We start from the raw sequence: 14,608 nt of genomic DNA on the forward strand, positions 1-14,608 counted from the left end.
AAAGTGGATCGATTGTGCTTTTCGTTTGATCTAAGCAAATTTGCCAGCCGTAACCTTTCTCGAAACCTACGCAACTTAAGCTTGAAGGAAAGAGACAATGATTAAACGAATTGCAAGTGTATTTACTTTGATTATCACAACAATGACATTCTCAATGCTGGCTCAAGCTGGTCATCACGGCATGAAAAAGGATGTTGTTGATGTAGCCGTCGAGAATGGCTCTTTTACTACTTTAGTTACCGCTGTGAAAGCCGCTGGATTGGTTGATACCTTAAAGGGAGATGGGCCTTTTACTGTGTTTGCTCCTACCGATGAAGCCTTCGCAAAATTGCCTGAAGGAACGGTGGAAATGTTACTCATGCCTGAGAACAAAGATAAGTTAATCGCCGTGCTTACTTACCATGTTGTAGCCGGAAAAGTCATGGCAGCCGATGTAGTTAACATTGATAGCGCTACAACCGTTCAAGGAGGAATGTTAGCCGTTATCACTAGCGGTGAGTCGGTAATGATTAATAACGCAAAGGTAGTGGCTGCGGACGTTAAAGCTAGCAACGGTGTGATTCATGTTGTCGACACCGTATTGCTACCAAAATAGGCATATCGGCAGGGCATAAATTAAACCCTGCCTAGTTTCTGGAATAAAGCCGCTCTTAAAGGTTTGCTAAACGCTACTAAGCTTTTTGACCACTTGATTCATGGTGTAGTGAACAAACTGAGCGCCTAATTCGGTGAGTTGATAGGGTTTGGTTTCTTCAAAAGCAGATTCTAAGAGCGGGCTTGCTGGTTTTCTAACTTTACCTTTGCTTGACTGTTTTACAAAGTCGCCCTCATAGGTGGTTTCTCTAGTTTGCCTAATCACTCCACCTGCACTTAAATCTCTAATAAGCAACTTAAACAGATCGGCTTCAGCGCTATCTTCACGGGGCATTTCTTCACTTACCGACTGCCAAATGGCTAATCGGGTTATTCCCTTGCTTTGGTAAATAGCACGGATCACCTTAAAGTGGATTTCATGGTATTTATCGAGCCAGTCATTAAACAAGCGAATTTGGTCATCTGGGCAAAGAGGAGAAGCCGCAGCGTTAGATATTAGGTTCACCACGTAATCACGTTTTTCTTGTGTTTCTGCAGCATCCCAAGACTTAAACGCTCTGCGTATTAACGCTAAATAGGCGTCTGATTGTATTCGAGATTTTTGGTTGGCGTGCACCGACTCTAATCGATTCGCCATTTCATCTAGAGTTAACATCAGTTGGTTAACTTTTTGCTGGTGGATTTTGAGCCATTCTTCATGCAGTTCGTTAACTCTACCTTGCTCGCTTTCTCCATGAATGGAGGCGCTGCTAGCTAGCACTTGACCAACCCAAGGTATCGCCGACATGGCATTAGCAACAATGCGACAATACTTAGTCCATTGTCCTCGATCTTTTAAAATGGCCAATTCGTAAGCAATAAACTCTTCGTTTCTTTCTTCTAGAGGCTTGTTTGTGTCTTCCATGACGAAACCTTGTAAGCGCTAAGTATTAATGTGGAATAACAGTGGCTTGCTAAACCAAGTGCTACTTTGATTTCTTCTTTGTGTTTTATCAATAGCTAAACGTGATTTTGTTAACTCAGTTCAAGATTGAGTTTCTAACAGAAGCAGGGCACCATAAGCGGGTTGTTTCGTAATCGGAGCAACAGTAATTCTCAGGGCGGGGTGTAACTCCCCACCGGCGGTAGTTAGTGTGTCGTTAGTAAACGAGACAGTAAAAGCCCGCGAGCGCCCAACAGTAGTTGGGGTCAGCAGATCTGGTGACTTAACTTAATGAGTTAATAGTCCAGAGCCGACGGTAATTTGCAGCGTAGCTGTAATAAGTCCGGATGGAAGAGAATCATGTATCATTTAGTTGCTTTATGTTTTTAAAGCAAAGTACTTGGCTGTGGCTGAGCACTTCGTGATGCCGATAACAACGTCATTCCTATTGGTGTGGCGCTATTCCTGTGTGCCCTGATTCTGGATATCTTAATGTTGTATTTTAAGGACTTTAACCATGAATCAGTCTCTACTTGTCGAATATGGCAATCCTATTGAACGTGTTAACGCCGCACTTAACGCTTTGCGTGATGGCAAAGGTGTGTTGGTGGTTGACGATGAAGACCGTGAAAACGAAGGCGATTTAATCTTTGCCGCCGAAACCCTTACTAATGCTCAAATGGCCATGTTGATCCGTGAATGTAGCGGTATTGTTTGTTTATGTTTAACTGACGATAAAGTTAAACAGCTCGATTTACCCCCTATGGTCAGTGATAACTCTAGCCAATTTGGCACCGCGTTTACGGTAAGTATTGAAGCCAAGCAAGGGGTTACCACCGGTGTATCTGCAGCAGATCGCGTTACTACCATTAAAACAGCTATTGCCAACAATGCTAAACCCAGTGATTTAGCCCGGCCTGGCCATGTTTACCCCTTGCGTGCCCAACCGGGGGGAGTATTAACTAGGCGAGGACATACCGAAGGCACGGTAGATCTAATGAGCTTGGCGGGCTTAAAACCTGCCGGAGTATTGTGTGAAGTGACTATGCCAGATGGCACCATGGCGCGTCTTCCTCAGATCGTTAACTTTGCCAGGCAGCATGCCATGCCAGTGTGCAGTATTGAAGATATTGTGGAGTATCGCAAAGCGTTAGTCAGCAAGGCTAGCTGAGCTTAAATTCTATCAGAGGCTTAAGGGCCTCTTTATTATTTAGCTTTCCTTTCCTTTTTCTCAGTACATTGCGAAGCGCGACGAGTATTTCTAATGTAACTTTGCAGCCAAGTTTACCTTTACGCGCGCAGTTAACTCTTCACTCCAAATATAAATATATAAGCTAAATAAATCTTACTATTTACTTCTGTCACATATGCTGCGCTTACCTCTTTGGCTTATTTTTACACTGTGTTTATATACTATTGATATATATCTTTTTATTTCCATTGCCGTAGAACTATTTATAGAGAGGTAAAGCAATGAACAATAAATTAGCATGCCTTGTCACTGCGCTTTTGGCCTTTTGGATGCTGGTGGGATGTTCTAACAACAGCACAAAAGACTGCGATAACGTAGCGGGTACTTGGCAGTTAGTTGTTGATGTTGATGATTACGAATGCAACGGTTTAGGCCAACGCTATAAACAAGTATTTGAGGTGTCTCAGAATCAATGTCAGTTAAGTATAGAAGGAGGTACTACCGGCATAATAAGCCAGGGAAAGATTACTTGGACATCGCCTAGTACGGAAACAGACGGTGGGACGCTTAGCTACTCCTCAGCCTATAGTGAAGTAAACAACAAAGAAATAACTGGCGCTTATGATTGGCAATGGAGTAACGACAGTTTCAGTTGTTCTGGTACTGTCACTGCTAAAGGGCATATCTTAACAGAGCAACAAGCTGCTAACGCTAAGTTGGGAGAAACTGCCATACAGCTTGAGCATCCTTTACTTTCCCCCAGTGAGAATACTGTTGCCCATACTTTTACCGTGGAAGCAAAAAATGCAAGACAGGTTTACTTAGCCGGAGAAATGAGTGATTGGCGAAGTAAGGTGCTTGTTATGCAGCCAAGCGAAGCAGACCAATGGTCTATCACTTTGTACTTAAAACCCGGGGCATGGCAATACAAATTTGTGATAGACGGAGTGTGGGTGGCCGACCAGCAAAACCCGCAATCGGTGCCCGATGGTTATGGTGGCGTTAATTCTGTATTTGTTATTGGCGAAGAGGATGCATTGTTAATAGCTCAGCCAGGGATTGCTCATGGCAGCATTGTTGAAGCCGAGTTTAAGAGTGACAGCTTAAATCAAGCCAGCCCATATGCCGTGTACTTGCCGCCTGGTTACCAAACATCTAAGCAAGATTATCCAGTATTGATGCTTTTGCATGGTTACGGTCAAGATTATAAGCAGTGGATCATAGACGGCAAAATTCAACACTTAATGGATAACATGATTGCCAATAAGAGTATTGAGCCGTTTATTGTGTTAATGCCGTCTGCAGGAACTAGCTATTACAAAGGGCAGCATGAAAGTTTCATTATGCAGGAGCTGCTGCCTCATGTTGCTGAGCAATATAAAGTTAAAGCTGGGCCTGATTATAGAGCTATTAGTGGTATATCAATGGGCGGCGCAGGAGCGTTTTATTTAGCGCATAAGTACCCAAAGCAATTTGGCCTTTCGTTGCCGCTTAGTGGTTATTTTGATTTGGAAATGTATCCCAGTTTTAGTTGGCAAAACTTCACATTAGATGCTGAGCTTACTCTGTTTTGTGGAGAAGATGACTCAATCAGTTACCCATCTAATCAACGTTTAGTTGAACAACTTAATCAGCAGGGAGTTGAGTTTTCTTACTTGACCGCTGAGGGGGGGCATACTTGGCGTTATTGGAATAGTATTTCAGAACAAGTACTTAAGCAGGTATCGTCGTTTTTCGCACGATAAAATAAAAGGGGCCCTAAGGCCCCTAATCGATTTATGCGTTTAGTACTATTGTTGTTTTGTAGGTGTAAACACCTTTTTGTCAGTATAGACAAGTTGTGACAAAAGTAACTCGCAATATGCTTATTTCAGGTGGTTTTTCCAAATACTGTGATCAACATACTACCCAAGGGGTAGTATGTTGTGCTAGAGCTTTTACTCTATTGTTGTAAGTGCTTATTTTAAAAACACTAGAAGCGCTCTGGCCCTGCTGGTTTATTGCCCAGTATGTCATCCACTTGCTGCCAAACTTGCTGATTTAAGCTGCTGCTGTTGGTTAGTGCTTGCAAGTTATCTTCAAGCTGTTCCAGTTTAGATACGCCCAAAATCACGCTGCTTACATTGGGAGTGCGTAAACACCAGTTTAAGGCCAAGTGGTGTAATGGCATGCCTAACTGCTGAGCGAGCTGGTTTAGCTGGGCAATTTGCTCAAGTTTGTTGTTTTCACCAATTAACATGTCACGCAACCATTCATAGCCAGGCAAGCTTAAACGGCTATTCTCTGGCACCCCATTTAGGTATTTGCCAGTGAGCAAGCCGCTCGCTAATGGAGAAAAAATAGTGGTGCCTAGCCCAGTTAAGGAATAAAGCGGCAGGTACTCGGCTTCTACTTTGTCACGAACCATCATGTTGTATTGTGGTTGCTCCATTACTGGGGCATGTAAGTTTTCGGCTTTAGCCACTGCCCACGCTTCGGTAATTTGTTGGCCGCTCCACTCAGATGTGCCCCAATACATCACTTTGCCTTGGCTAACCAAGTCATGCATAGCTCGCACTGTTTCGTAGATTGGCGTATCAATATCTGGGCGGTGGCAATAGAACAAATCTAAATAATCTACTCGTAATCTGGCCAGTGCGGCGTGGCAAGCATCAAATACATGTTTGCGGCTTAGGCCTCGTTGGGTGGGCTTGTCGCCTCCCCAAAATACTTTGCTAGACACAACAAAGCTGTCGCGTGACCAGCCAAGTTGTTCGATGGCTTGGCCCATTAAGCGCTCACTTTCACCGCTTTCGTAGCCTTCGGCATTATCGTAAAAATTGATACCAGTATCATAAGCCCTTGCCATGATCTGCTTGGCCGCTGATAAATCCACTTGTTTACCAAAGGTTACCCACGAGCCTAAGCCAAATTCACTAACTTGCAGGCCGCTGCGGCCTAAACGACGATATTGCATATTACACCTACTTAAATAGAGGAAATTGGCACCAGTATAGAGCGTAGCTAAAGCATGAAAAAAGATCGTAAAAGCAAAAATACTGTTTGATATAACATACAAACTCTAATTTTTGAGTATTATTGTTTACAACTAAACGCGTGGATGGGTGATAGTGTCTAAGAATCATAAAAAGTTGGAGCGCTTGTTGCTGTTTTATGAAGTTGCTCAGCATTTGAGCTTTTCTAAAGCTGCTGAGCATTTAGCGATTTCGCGTAGTTATTTGTCTCAGCAAATTCGCAGCTTGGAGCAAGACTTACAAACTCAGTTATTAATACGAACTACCCGTAAGGTGCGCTTAACGACCGAAGGGCATAAAGTGTTTGTGCAAGCGCAAGCTATGCACCACGGCTTGTTAGACCTAGAGCGCGAGCTTGAACACAGTGGTGATAAGGTTGCAGGTATCTTGCGCTTAACCGCTCCAGCGGCCTTTGCCGATAGCTTCTTAGCCGATGTGTGTTATCAGTTCTCGCAGCGTTTTTCAGAAGTGAGCTTTGAAATTGATGTAGGCCACCACTTAGAAGATTTGCACGAACGAAACTTTGATTTGGCCATTAGGGTAACCACAAAGCCTCCAGAAAACATGGTGGCACGTAAGCTTATGCCATATTGCCATTGGGTGGTTGCCTCACCTGAGTACTTCTCGGCTAATGGGCAACCCACTCAACCCAGTGATTTAGCAAATTTACAGTGTTTAGCATTTCCAAGTTGGCGCAATTGGCAGTTTGTAAAAGCAGGGAAAGTTGAAGAAATTGAAGCAAAAGGGCAGTTTGCGGTAAACGACAACAATATTTTGATTAAGGCTGCACTAAATCATCAAGGGGTCACTAGGGTGCCCGAGCATTTGCTGTGGAAATTAGTCAGAGAGGGGCGTTTGCAGCGTGTGCTTAGTGACTACCAAGTAGAGCAGCGACAGGTGTGGATGCTTTACCCACCTAAAATTGAACACTCTTCTCGCTTGCAGCATTTTGTGGCTTTTTTGCAGCAGTACCTTAGCCAAGTTAGGCCCTAGATAGCTTATGGCCAGATTTGTGTTTTGCTTTTAGCTGCGGTGCTATGCGTTTTGTGAACAGTGGTTTTGAGGAGGACTCAAAACCACTGTTAGATGAAGGCTTAAGCGACGTTTTTACTTAAACCTTTATGGCTTTGCTTTAAGACAAATTCAATTTTTCGCTGTTCCATATCTACTCGGGCAATGGTTACCGAGATGGCTTGGCCAATGCCATAGCTTTTACGGCTGTTTTCACCAGTTAAACGTTGCTTGTTGGCATCGTAATGGTAGAAATCGCCTTTTAACGCAGAAATATGAATACTGCCTTCAACCTGAGTAGCAGGCAATTCTACAAACAACCCAAAACCGTTTATGCCACTTACAATGCCTTCAAAGCTCTCACCCACTTGATCTTGCATGTATTCGCATTTAAGCCAAGCATCAACATCCCAGCTGGCTTCGTCAGCGCGGCGAGATACTAACGAACAATGCTCAGCCAACATCAACATTTGTGCGGTGTCGTAAGGATAGCTTTGTTCAATGGCTAGTGGCGTAGCACCTTTTAGGCGCTGCACAGGATCAAAACCTTTACCACTTAGGCTCTTAAGTGCACGTTTCATGATGCCACCAGACTCTTTGCTGCGAATGATTGAGCGAATAGCGCGATGCACCAGTAAGTCGGGGTAGCGACGAATTGGCGAGGTGAAGTGGGCATAAGCATCAAAAGCTAAGCCAAAGTGTCCTTCGTTTTCTGGGGTGTAAATGGCTTGGCTCATAGAGCGCAGCATCACCGTTTGAATAATGCTGGCGTCTTCTCGCTCACCAATACTGCTAAGTAGCTTGTTGTAGTCGGCTGGCGTAGGTTTGTCGCCACCGCCTAAGTTCAAGCCTAGCTCGGCTAAAAAGCTACGCAAGCCCTTAAGTTTTTTCTCTTTAGGGCCTTGGTGTACCCGGTATAACGCCGGAATTTTTAGCTGTTCTAAGAAACGTGCCGTGGCAACGTTGGCGCACAGCATACATTCTTCAATTAGTTTATGAGCGTCGTTACGTACCAGTGGCACTATGCGTTCAATTTTACGTTGCGGATTAAATTCAAACTGACTTTCGTTAGTTTCAAAGTCAATAGCGCCACGTTTTGCCCGCGCTACCTTCAGCACTTGATACAAGCTATGTAGTTGCTGCAGGTGCGGTAATACTTCGGCAAACTGCTGAGTGAGTTGCTGTCCCTCGTTGCTACTTGCGTCTTCTAACATAGTGCCTACTTGGCTATAAGTAAGGCGAGCATGAGAGTGGATAAGCCCTTCACAAAACTGAAAACTGGCCAACTCACCGGCGCTGTTTATGGTCATGTCGCACACCATTACTAAGCGGTCAACGTGCGGGTTTAACGAACACAAGCCGTTGGATATCGCCTCTGGCAACATCGGAACGACGTGCCCAGGAAAGTACACCGAGGTGCCGCGTTTTTGAGCTTCTATATCTAAGGCACTGTTTGGCTGAATGTAGTGTGATACATCGGCAATCGCCACCAGTAAGCGCCAGTTGCCGTTGCTTAGCGGCTCTGCATACACTGCATCGTCGAAGTCTTTGGCATCTTCACCATCAATAGTGACAAACGGCGTTGCGGTGAAATCTACTCGGTGTAGTTTATCTTGCGCGGCCACTTCTGGGGCTAATTGTTTGGCTTGGGCTAGTGCTTCTTCAGGCCATTCAAAGGGAATATCGTGGCTGCGGATCGCAAGGTTGATTTCCATGCCTGGCGCCATAGGATCACCAATTACTTCGCTAATGTGGGCGATGGCATTGTCACGTTTATGTGGGTAGCTAATTAGCTCTGCAGTCACGTATTGGCCATGCTTAGCACCTAAGGTTTTCTCTGCTGGTATTTCAATGATCTGGCTAATTTTTTGGTTGTCTGGTTGCAGGCTAAAGTGGCCATTGCTTTCAATTAACTTACCAATGATTTGCTGGGTGTTCTTTTCCAGTATTTTAATCACTCGCGCTTCTTCACGACCGCGATTATTAAAGCCATTTGGCAGCGCTTGAATAAGGTCGCCATCAAATACTTTGCTCATTTGCGAGCTATGCAATACAAAGTCGGTGTCGTAGCCTTCACATTTTAAGAAGCCAAATCCTTCACGGTGACCGATTACTTTACCTACCAAATACTCACTGTCGTCTACTGGCCAGTAATTGCGTTTACGGTCGCTATGTAATTGACCATCGCGGCTCATCGCAATTAAACGGCGGCGCAGGGCTTCTAGATCGTTTTCACTGTCTAGGTTTAGGGCTACCGCTATTTGTTCGCGGTTAAGTGCTTGGCCTTGCTGATCGAGCAGCGCAATAATCGCGTCGCGGTCGGGAATGGGATTAGCATATTGTTGCTCTTTAGAGCTTGAGTGTTTACTCATAGTTATTGTTCTCTGTTAATAGGGCCAATAACCTTGCTCTAGGGAAATCATGAAATGTTTTAAGTATGCAGTTCAGATATAACTCTCAAGGTTGTTAGGCCTGGGCGCTTGCTTTAAAGCAAGTCGCTAAAATTTGTTACTTGCTGGCGCCATTAGTTGGCCTTGCAAGTGATGTAGTTGGTCTGACTTATAAGCCGCTTATGTGACACATAGATGACAGACAATCATATAGTTGCCGAAAGGCAAGATTGGAAAAACAAGCTTGAATTTAAAACGACGAAACGAAGGTTAAAAGAAGGCAACCTTAAAGCGGAGTTCAAAAAATAGACTGAATTTCTAATGGCCGCCACTTTATAGACTTGTGGCGGAAAGTCAACTTTTGTCGTTGAGCCTAGGTTCTTTTAGGCACGAGTGATGAGGAATTTTCCTCAAATACCCAATATTGACTTAATTATTATCTAGTTCACAAATTGTTCAGTTATGAGTTGTCCTTTATTTTTGTGTGGTTATTATTTGCTCGCTTAGAAAACATAATTAGAAACAGCGGGAATGAAAATGAGAATAACAATAGCGGCGCTAGCACTGCTGCATTTTAGTGGGCAAGCTACTCCCTTTAGTAGCAATGTGATTAACGATGTATATCACAATCAAGCCAACGGAGTCCCAACTGCTCGGGATCACAATGATGGAGTACCGGATCTTTATGATGCTGTAAATCTGTTATTGGGTACCAACTACCAAAGCAATGCCGATTTGGATAATCGTTTTGTAGCTAATGATCAATTGTTTGTTGGTGAAGGCTCTCAAAGTGTGGCCTTAGTTGGCTTAACAGCCGGTAACCACAATACCTTAGGTATCTATACAGATATCGGTGTGGGTAACGATAAAACAGCTATTTTACCCTCTGATCCACATTACGGTTTTAAGGGAGATGGCTCAACAAGTCAGCCATTTTCAGGTGTTACTTTGGATATTAATGGCGAATTTGGTTGGTATTTGGAGCAGGGTGGGCCACTTACTTACTCAACGTTCTATTCGGAAAATCAGCTTAATGGAGGTTGGGATCATACTATGACTTTTGCAATGCCTGAGCTTAACGGGCAATCACGCTATCTAGATATTGGTGGAAACATTGTCGAACACATATTTACTAATGCCTATTTAATCGGTTGGGAAGATCTACCTTTTGACTTTTTTGAGCCGGGCATGTTGGGGGATGATGATTACGACGACATGATGTATTTAGTGGATTTTAAACCGGCCTCTGTAACAACTCCTGTAGAAGCTTCAGAGCCGCTATCTGCATGGCTGCTAGCCAGTGGTTTGCTTGGTTGTTGTTTACAGCGGCGTAAACGCCGCCTGTCTGCAATGGTGGGTTTACAGAGCAAATAGCTCTTTGTGAGCAAACTGCACTAGCGCCAATATTAGTGCATGCACATAGTTATCTTCGCGGGTTGCTAAGCCATTGGTGAGTAGTCCAATGGCGCCGCCTTTTTGCTTAATATTCTTAGTATTAAACAGCTTGTCCATTAGTGGGCCAAGTTCCTCACCTTGCTCTAGCGCTTGATAAACGCTTGGCGGCAGAGGCATGTTGGCCCCACGCCCTACCGAAAGGTGCTCACCACGTGCGATTGCCACATAAGCAAACGTAGCAGGGCCATCTTCAAACATATCTACACCACCCTCAATTGCGGCATAAAAATCGGCAGCTTGGTGCTGCTGGCAGTAACGTAGGCGATTTACTGCACCATCGCGAGTCTGTTGAGTGCTAATGGGTTGCTCGGGCACTTGAGAGGGAGCATCAATGCCTTGGCAGTCAATCTCAGCATCTGGGTAATACATCGCGAGGGCTTTAGCAACTGCTCGCACTTTGACTGGGTTACGCGACCCTACCACTACTTTAAAACTTTGTTCTGACATAATTACTGTTCTTCAATTTAGTTGGAAAAGGCGAGGCCTTGATTTAGCGCGTGGCCAAGCTATATAGCCAATTGCTCGGCGATGCTGCCACATGCTACTCGTGAGTCGATAATTCGGCCATCTCGCTGAGGATCGCTACCGGGGCGAATGTCCCAGTTTAACTGGTACTTTTGATTGATCATTTGCACCAGTTGGTAGAAAGACAAGCCTTGCTCATTACCGCCTACATGATATATCCCCGGTTTGGCTTGTTGCGCCAAAGTGACTAAGCACTGCATGCTATGTTCAACAAAGGCCACGGCTGGTAACCACTCGGTGCTAGCTGCCAAGTAACCTTTTTCAGCATGCATATCTCTAACATGTGTGAGTAGGTTATCTTGCTCAAAGTTATCGAACATTTGCCAGCCTAGGCGAGCAATAATGGTATTGGGGTTAGCGGCAAGGGCAGCTTGTTCACAGCTTATTTTATATAGCTCATAATCATTTACCGCATCTGCCGGATGCTCTGGGGTGAAAGGGCCGGTGCTCTCTGGGTTAAATACACTTTCGGTGCTGGTAAATAGCATTGGAATATTTTCTTCACCAGCAATGCCAGCCAGACAAGCCAGCCACTCTTCGGGCCCTGTAGCTAGGTGAAATATTGCATCGATGTGGTGGCCGCGAACATAGCCTAGCTGTTGCGCGCGGTTGGTAATGTCTAGCTCTTGGCGATTAAAGCCATGTACTGCAATGCCTTGCTTTTCTAGCGCTTGTTTAAGGTAAGGTGCAAGTCGACCATTTAGACCGGTTACTAGTACGTTTTGCATTGCATAATCTCATCACTTTCTAAGAAGTGGCTATTATGCGGTTAGACGGCGTTAAGCGCTAGAGTAGGGCAAATTTAGTTAGCCAGTATTTGTTCTACTTTGTCTTCTTGTAGCCAGCTAATGCAGTAGCGAATAGAGCCGGAAGGTGGGACATTTTTAGCGCCAGCTTCAGCTTCGGCGTATACCGCTTCAAAGTGTTCGGTAGGTAATACGCTGTACTGATAGAACACTTCCATTTCTTCGCGTAAGCCATTTAGCGTAGCAGCCGGAGTGGGATCGATTTTGGCTTGAATGTGGTACATGCAAGCGGCAAAAGCATAGTTTTTAAGCGCAGGAAGCTCAGAGCTATCAATGCTTTCATTGGCCACACTGGCTTGAGAACTAAGTAAAATAACAGCGGCACTAACTATGTGTTTTAATTTCATTGTTACCTTATATATCTAATAGCAATTGCCGTTAAATATGATTTAAATCCATTTACTGTGGCCCAAAAATTATCCCAAGCAATGATACTTGTCAAACTAACAAATTGAGATTTTAGGCTTGAAATTATTATTTAATTCGTCATGTAAATTTTAAAATTTGTGGTTTGTTAATAAACATGATCGCTTAAAGTATGCTTATTAACATTAATGCTAAATTATGAAATCGTTTACTTGGCGTTAGTTTTAATTGACTGAAATTTAAAGATTTATGTTTGAAGTATGATGTTTGGCTGCTTTCCACAGAATTTGTGTAAATAATAGCCACTTAAACTAACAATTAAATAAAAATAACCCTCTGTTGAAATCGATGTCATTTTTATTATTTACTGATTACATAATTAATTTCCTGATACTCAAGAAGTGAAAATGCTGTCATTTTAACGTCTGCTTTATATTGTGAATTTTTTCACAAAACTGTCGCAGATTGCACTGCGGAAAATAGCTGGTATAAAACGCAGAAATTACTTTTATCAATAATTGTGAGAAGAAAAATGCGTAATGTTTTAATCAGCTCAGTTGCACTAGTGTTCGGTTTAGGTCTTAGCGTAACTACGGTTGCAGCTGAACAACCAAGCAGCAAGCCAGCGCTTAGCGAATTCGATAAAAATGCAGAGTATTACAATAAAAGCCTAGTAAAAGAAGGCTACCGCTTTGGTTGCCGTGTGCACGACGACAACGGCAAATGCACTAAGTTACAGTGGAAGAAACTGTAATAAATAAGCGGGCGAGCTTAACGCTATTAAGCTCGCGCTAAGGCTTGCTGTAAGAGAATCTTTGCCTGTTCGCCAACAATTTTGATGGCTTGCTCTATACGCTCACTGGGTTTGTTGGCGTAACTTATGCGTAAACAGTTTTGATACTTGCCTGCAGCTGAAAACAAGCTGCCCGCCGCAATACCAATGTTAAACGGTTTTAAGTTTTCGTTTAGCACCAAGCTGTCGATTGACTCTGGTAGCTCTACCCACAAAAAGAATCCGCCTTTAGGAAAGCTCATTTTACTGCCGCTAGGAAAGTAGCGCTGTACCCAATGGAGCATCAAATCGCGCCTTGCTTGATACTGCTGCTTTGCCAGTCTTAGGTGTTTTTCGTAGTGCCCTTGCTCGATAAAATCGGCCACTGCCAACAGGGGTAAGCTGTTAGCACCCAATGAGGTAACAAATTTTAAGTGAGTGAGCATTTGCCCATAACGGCCAGGCGCTACCCAGCCCACTCGCAGGCCTGGAGCAATGGTTTTAGAAAACGACGAGCAAAACAACACTCTATCTTGGCTATCGTAGGATTTTAAACTGCGCGGGCGGGGTGTTTGGTAATAGCCGTCGCCCAGAATGTCGTCTTCAATAATGGCGAAATCGTATTTCTCGGCCATTTTAAGCAGCTTTAGTTTGTTCTTTTCGGGCATCACATAACCCAAAGGGTTATTAGATGTTGGGATTAGTTGCAGCACTTTGATTGGCCACTGTTCTAGAGCAAGTTCTAGGGCGGGCAAACTTATGCCGGTTTCTGGATGGGTTGGGATCTCAATAACTTTCAATTGGTTAGATTGAATCGCTTGCATCGAGCCATAAAAGTTGGGTGAATCAATCGCCACAATATCGCCTGGCTGGGTGAGTGCTTTTAAACTTAAGGATAGTGCTTCCTGGCAACCAGCTGTGATTTGGATGTTATCGGGATGAATATGACAACCAGAGTTCTGCATTAGGCGAGCAATTTGCACCCGTAACTTAAACAAACCATTGCCTTTTGAGCAGCTAAAAACTTGTTTGCTTTGATACTTGATGTTGTCGCTAAGTAAGCGCTGCAATGGCTTTAAACTGCTTAACTCGGTATCTGGTGAGCCTCTGCCTAAGGCAAGAAAGTGACTGTTGCTTTCTGTCATCATAAGCTCTAACGCCCTGTGCCAATTGTCGATTGGCACTGGGCGTTGCTCTGGTTGGCTGGTTTTTGGCAGCTGTGCGGTGCTTGGAGGTTGTTGAACATAATAACCCGACTTGAGCTTACTGCGAACAAAGCCGGCATCTTCTAACAATCGATAACTCTCTTGCACCGTAGAAATACTTACCCCTCTCGCCTTGCTCATCTCGCGGATAGAAGGCAGCTTTTGGCCAACCGGGTAATAGGCTTGAGAGATTTGTTCCTTAAGTTCTTGCGCAAATTGCTCGTAGAGGGTCATTGGCAACTCCTTAGCCAAAACATCGCTCATTAATAACACAGAGGAATACAGTTAAGCAAAGTTGTGTAGCAAAGCAGTACAGATTGAACATTAACAAGCATTACAGATAGCTATTTGCGGCA

Annotated in this window: 13 protein-coding genes and 1 riboswitch; of the genes, 6 read left to right on the plus strand and 7 right to left on the minus strand. The window is 44.0% G+C overall.

What is annotated here, in order from left to right; all coding sequences use genetic code 11:
- Window positions 1-97: 97 nt before the first annotated feature.
- Window positions 98-595, plus strand: coding sequence for a fasciclin domain-containing protein (locus LQZ07_RS07050; RefSeq protein WP_152780020.1), 498 nt, complete (start codon window positions 98-100; stop codon window positions 593-595).
- A gap of 66 nt (window positions 596-661) precedes the next feature.
- Here the strand turns inward: LQZ07_RS07050 and LQZ07_RS07055 are convergent, their stop codons facing one another.
- Window positions 662-1,498 carry a hypothetical protein gene (locus LQZ07_RS07055; protein ID WP_152780018.1) on the minus strand — a complete coding sequence of 279 codons (837 nt, stop codon included), beginning with the start codon at window positions 1,496-1,498 and terminating at the stop codon, window positions 662-664.
- Window positions 1,499-1,681: 183 nt separating this feature from the next.
- A riboswitch (FMN riboswitch) is annotated at window positions 1,682-1,879 on the plus strand.
- Between the two features lie 154 nt (window positions 1,880-2,033).
- On the opposite strand from LQZ07_RS07055, the gene ribB reads away from it, so the two are divergent.
- Both ribB and LQZ07_RS07065 read left to right on the plus strand, forming a co-directional pair.
- On the plus strand, window positions 2,034-2,687 hold the full coding sequence (gene ribB, locus LQZ07_RS07060) for a 3,4-dihydroxy-2-butanone-4-phosphate synthase (RefSeq protein WP_152780017.1): 654 nt from the start codon (window positions 2,034-2,036) through the stop codon (window positions 2,685-2,687).
- 302 nt (window positions 2,688-2,989) lie between these two features.
- Window positions 2,990-4,453 carry an alpha/beta hydrolase-fold protein gene (locus LQZ07_RS07065; protein ID WP_152780015.1) on the plus strand — a complete coding sequence of 488 codons (1,464 nt, stop codon included), beginning with the start codon at window positions 2,990-2,992 and terminating at the stop codon, window positions 4,451-4,453.
- A gap of 227 nt (window positions 4,454-4,680) precedes the next feature.
- On the opposite strand, the gene LQZ07_RS07070 is transcribed toward LQZ07_RS07065, so the two are convergent.
- A complete protein-coding gene (locus tag LQZ07_RS07070) occupies window positions 4,681-5,664 on the minus strand; it encodes an aldo/keto reductase (RefSeq protein ID WP_152780013.1) in 984 nt (327 codons plus the stop codon).
- 154 nt (window positions 5,665-5,818) lie between these two features.
- On the opposite strand from LQZ07_RS07070, the gene LQZ07_RS07075 reads away from it, so the two are divergent.
- Window positions 5,819-6,715 carry a LysR family transcriptional regulator gene (locus tag LQZ07_RS07075; RefSeq protein ID WP_152780011.1) on the plus strand — a complete coding sequence of 299 codons (897 nt, stop codon included), beginning with the start codon at window positions 5,819-5,821 and terminating at the stop codon, window positions 6,713-6,715.
- 101 nt (window positions 6,716-6,816) lie between these two features.
- Here LQZ07_RS07075 and rnr read toward each other — a convergent pair whose 3' ends face one another.
- Window positions 6,817-9,105 carry a ribonuclease R gene (gene rnr, locus LQZ07_RS07080; protein ID WP_152780009.1) on the minus strand — a complete coding sequence of 763 codons (2,289 nt, stop codon included), beginning with the start codon at window positions 9,103-9,105 and terminating at the stop codon, window positions 6,817-6,819.
- A 555-nt stretch (window positions 9,106-9,660) separates the two neighbouring features.
- Here rnr and LQZ07_RS07085 point away from each other — a divergent pair.
- Window positions 9,661-10,497: a hypothetical protein gene (locus LQZ07_RS07085; protein ID WP_152780007.1), complete on the plus strand. Its 837-nt coding sequence runs from the start codon at window positions 9,661-9,663 to the stop codon at window positions 10,495-10,497.
- On the opposite strand, the gene yjjX is transcribed toward LQZ07_RS07085, so the two are convergent.
- The 3 genes from yjjX to LQZ07_RS07100 form a co-directional block, all read right to left on the minus strand.
- On the minus strand, window positions 10,483-11,025 hold the full coding sequence (gene yjjX, locus LQZ07_RS07090) for an inosine/xanthosine triphosphatase (RefSeq protein WP_152780005.1): 543 nt from the start codon (window positions 11,023-11,025) through the stop codon (window positions 10,483-10,485). The two genes, LQZ07_RS07085 and yjjX, sit on opposite strands and share 15 nt — an antisense overlap.
- 59 nt (window positions 11,026-11,084) lie before the next feature.
- A complete protein-coding gene (locus LQZ07_RS07095) occupies window positions 11,085-11,831 on the minus strand; it encodes a sugar nucleotide-binding protein (protein ID WP_152780003.1) in 747 nt (248 codons plus the stop codon).
- 74 nt (window positions 11,832-11,905) lie between these two features.
- Window positions 11,906-12,256 carry a hypothetical protein gene (locus LQZ07_RS07100; RefSeq protein ID WP_016400878.1) on the minus strand — a complete coding sequence of 117 codons (351 nt, stop codon included), beginning with the start codon at window positions 12,254-12,256 and terminating at the stop codon, window positions 11,906-11,908.
- A gap of 551 nt (window positions 12,257-12,807) precedes the next feature.
- On the opposite strand from LQZ07_RS07100, the gene LQZ07_RS07105 reads away from it, so the two are divergent.
- Window positions 12,808-13,029: a hypothetical protein gene (locus LQZ07_RS07105; RefSeq protein ID WP_152780001.1), complete on the plus strand. Its 222-nt coding sequence runs from the start codon at window positions 12,808-12,810 to the stop codon at window positions 13,027-13,029.
- A 26-nt stretch (window positions 13,030-13,055) separates the two neighbouring features.
- Here the strand turns inward: LQZ07_RS07105 and LQZ07_RS07110 are convergent, their stop codons facing one another.
- Window positions 13,056-14,486, minus strand: coding sequence for a PLP-dependent aminotransferase family protein (locus LQZ07_RS07110; RefSeq protein ID WP_152779999.1), 1,431 nt, complete (start codon window positions 14,484-14,486; stop codon window positions 13,056-13,058).
- Between the last annotated feature and the right edge of the window lie 122 nt (window positions 14,487-14,608).

Origin of the sequence: Agarivorans sp. B2Z047 (assembly GCF_023373605.1) — a bacterium.
Classification (GTDB): domain Bacteria; phylum Pseudomonadota; class Gammaproteobacteria; order Enterobacterales; family Celerinatantimonadaceae; genus Agarivorans; species Agarivorans albus.

Coding starts and splice junctions, on each gene's coding strand:
- LQZ07_RS07050 (WP_152780020.1), top strand. CDS start 98: ATGATTAAACGAATTGCAAGTGTATTTACTTTGATTATCACAACAATG.
- LQZ07_RS07055 (WP_152780018.1), bottom strand. CDS start 1,498: ATGGAAGACACAAACAAGCCTCTAGAAGAAAGAAACGAAGAGTTTATT.
- ribB (WP_152780017.1), top strand. CDS start 2,034: ATGAATCAGTCTCTACTTGTCGAATATGGCAATCCTATTGAACGTGTT.
- LQZ07_RS07065 (WP_152780015.1), top strand. CDS start 2,990: ATGAACAATAAATTAGCATGCCTTGTCACTGCGCTTTTGGCCTTTTGG.
- LQZ07_RS07070 (WP_152780013.1), bottom strand. CDS start 5,664: ATGCAATATCGTCGTTTAGGCCGCAGCGGCCTGCAAGTTAGTGAATTT.
- rnr (WP_152780009.1), bottom strand. CDS start 9,105: ATGAGTAAACACTCAAGCTCTAAAGAGCAACAATATGCTAATCCCATT.
- LQZ07_RS07085 (WP_152780007.1), top strand. CDS start 9,661: ATGAGAATAACAATAGCGGCGCTAGCACTGCTGCATTTTAGTGGGCAA.
- yjjX (WP_152780005.1), bottom strand. CDS start 11,025: ATGTCAGAACAAAGTTTTAAAGTAGTGGTAGGGTCGCGTAACCCAGTC.
- LQZ07_RS07095 (WP_152780003.1), bottom strand. CDS start 11,831: ATGCAAAACGTACTAGTAACCGGTCTAAATGGTCGACTTGCACCTTAC.
- LQZ07_RS07100 (WP_016400878.1), bottom strand. CDS start 12,256: ATGAAATTAAAACACATAGTTAGTGCCGCTGTTATTTTACTTAGTTCT.
- LQZ07_RS07105 (WP_152780001.1), top strand. CDS start 12,808: ATGCGTAATGTTTTAATCAGCTCAGTTGCACTAGTGTTCGGTTTAGGT.
- LQZ07_RS07110 (WP_152779999.1), bottom strand. CDS start 14,486: ATGACCCTCTACGAGCAATTTGCGCAAGAACTTAAGGAACAAATCTCT.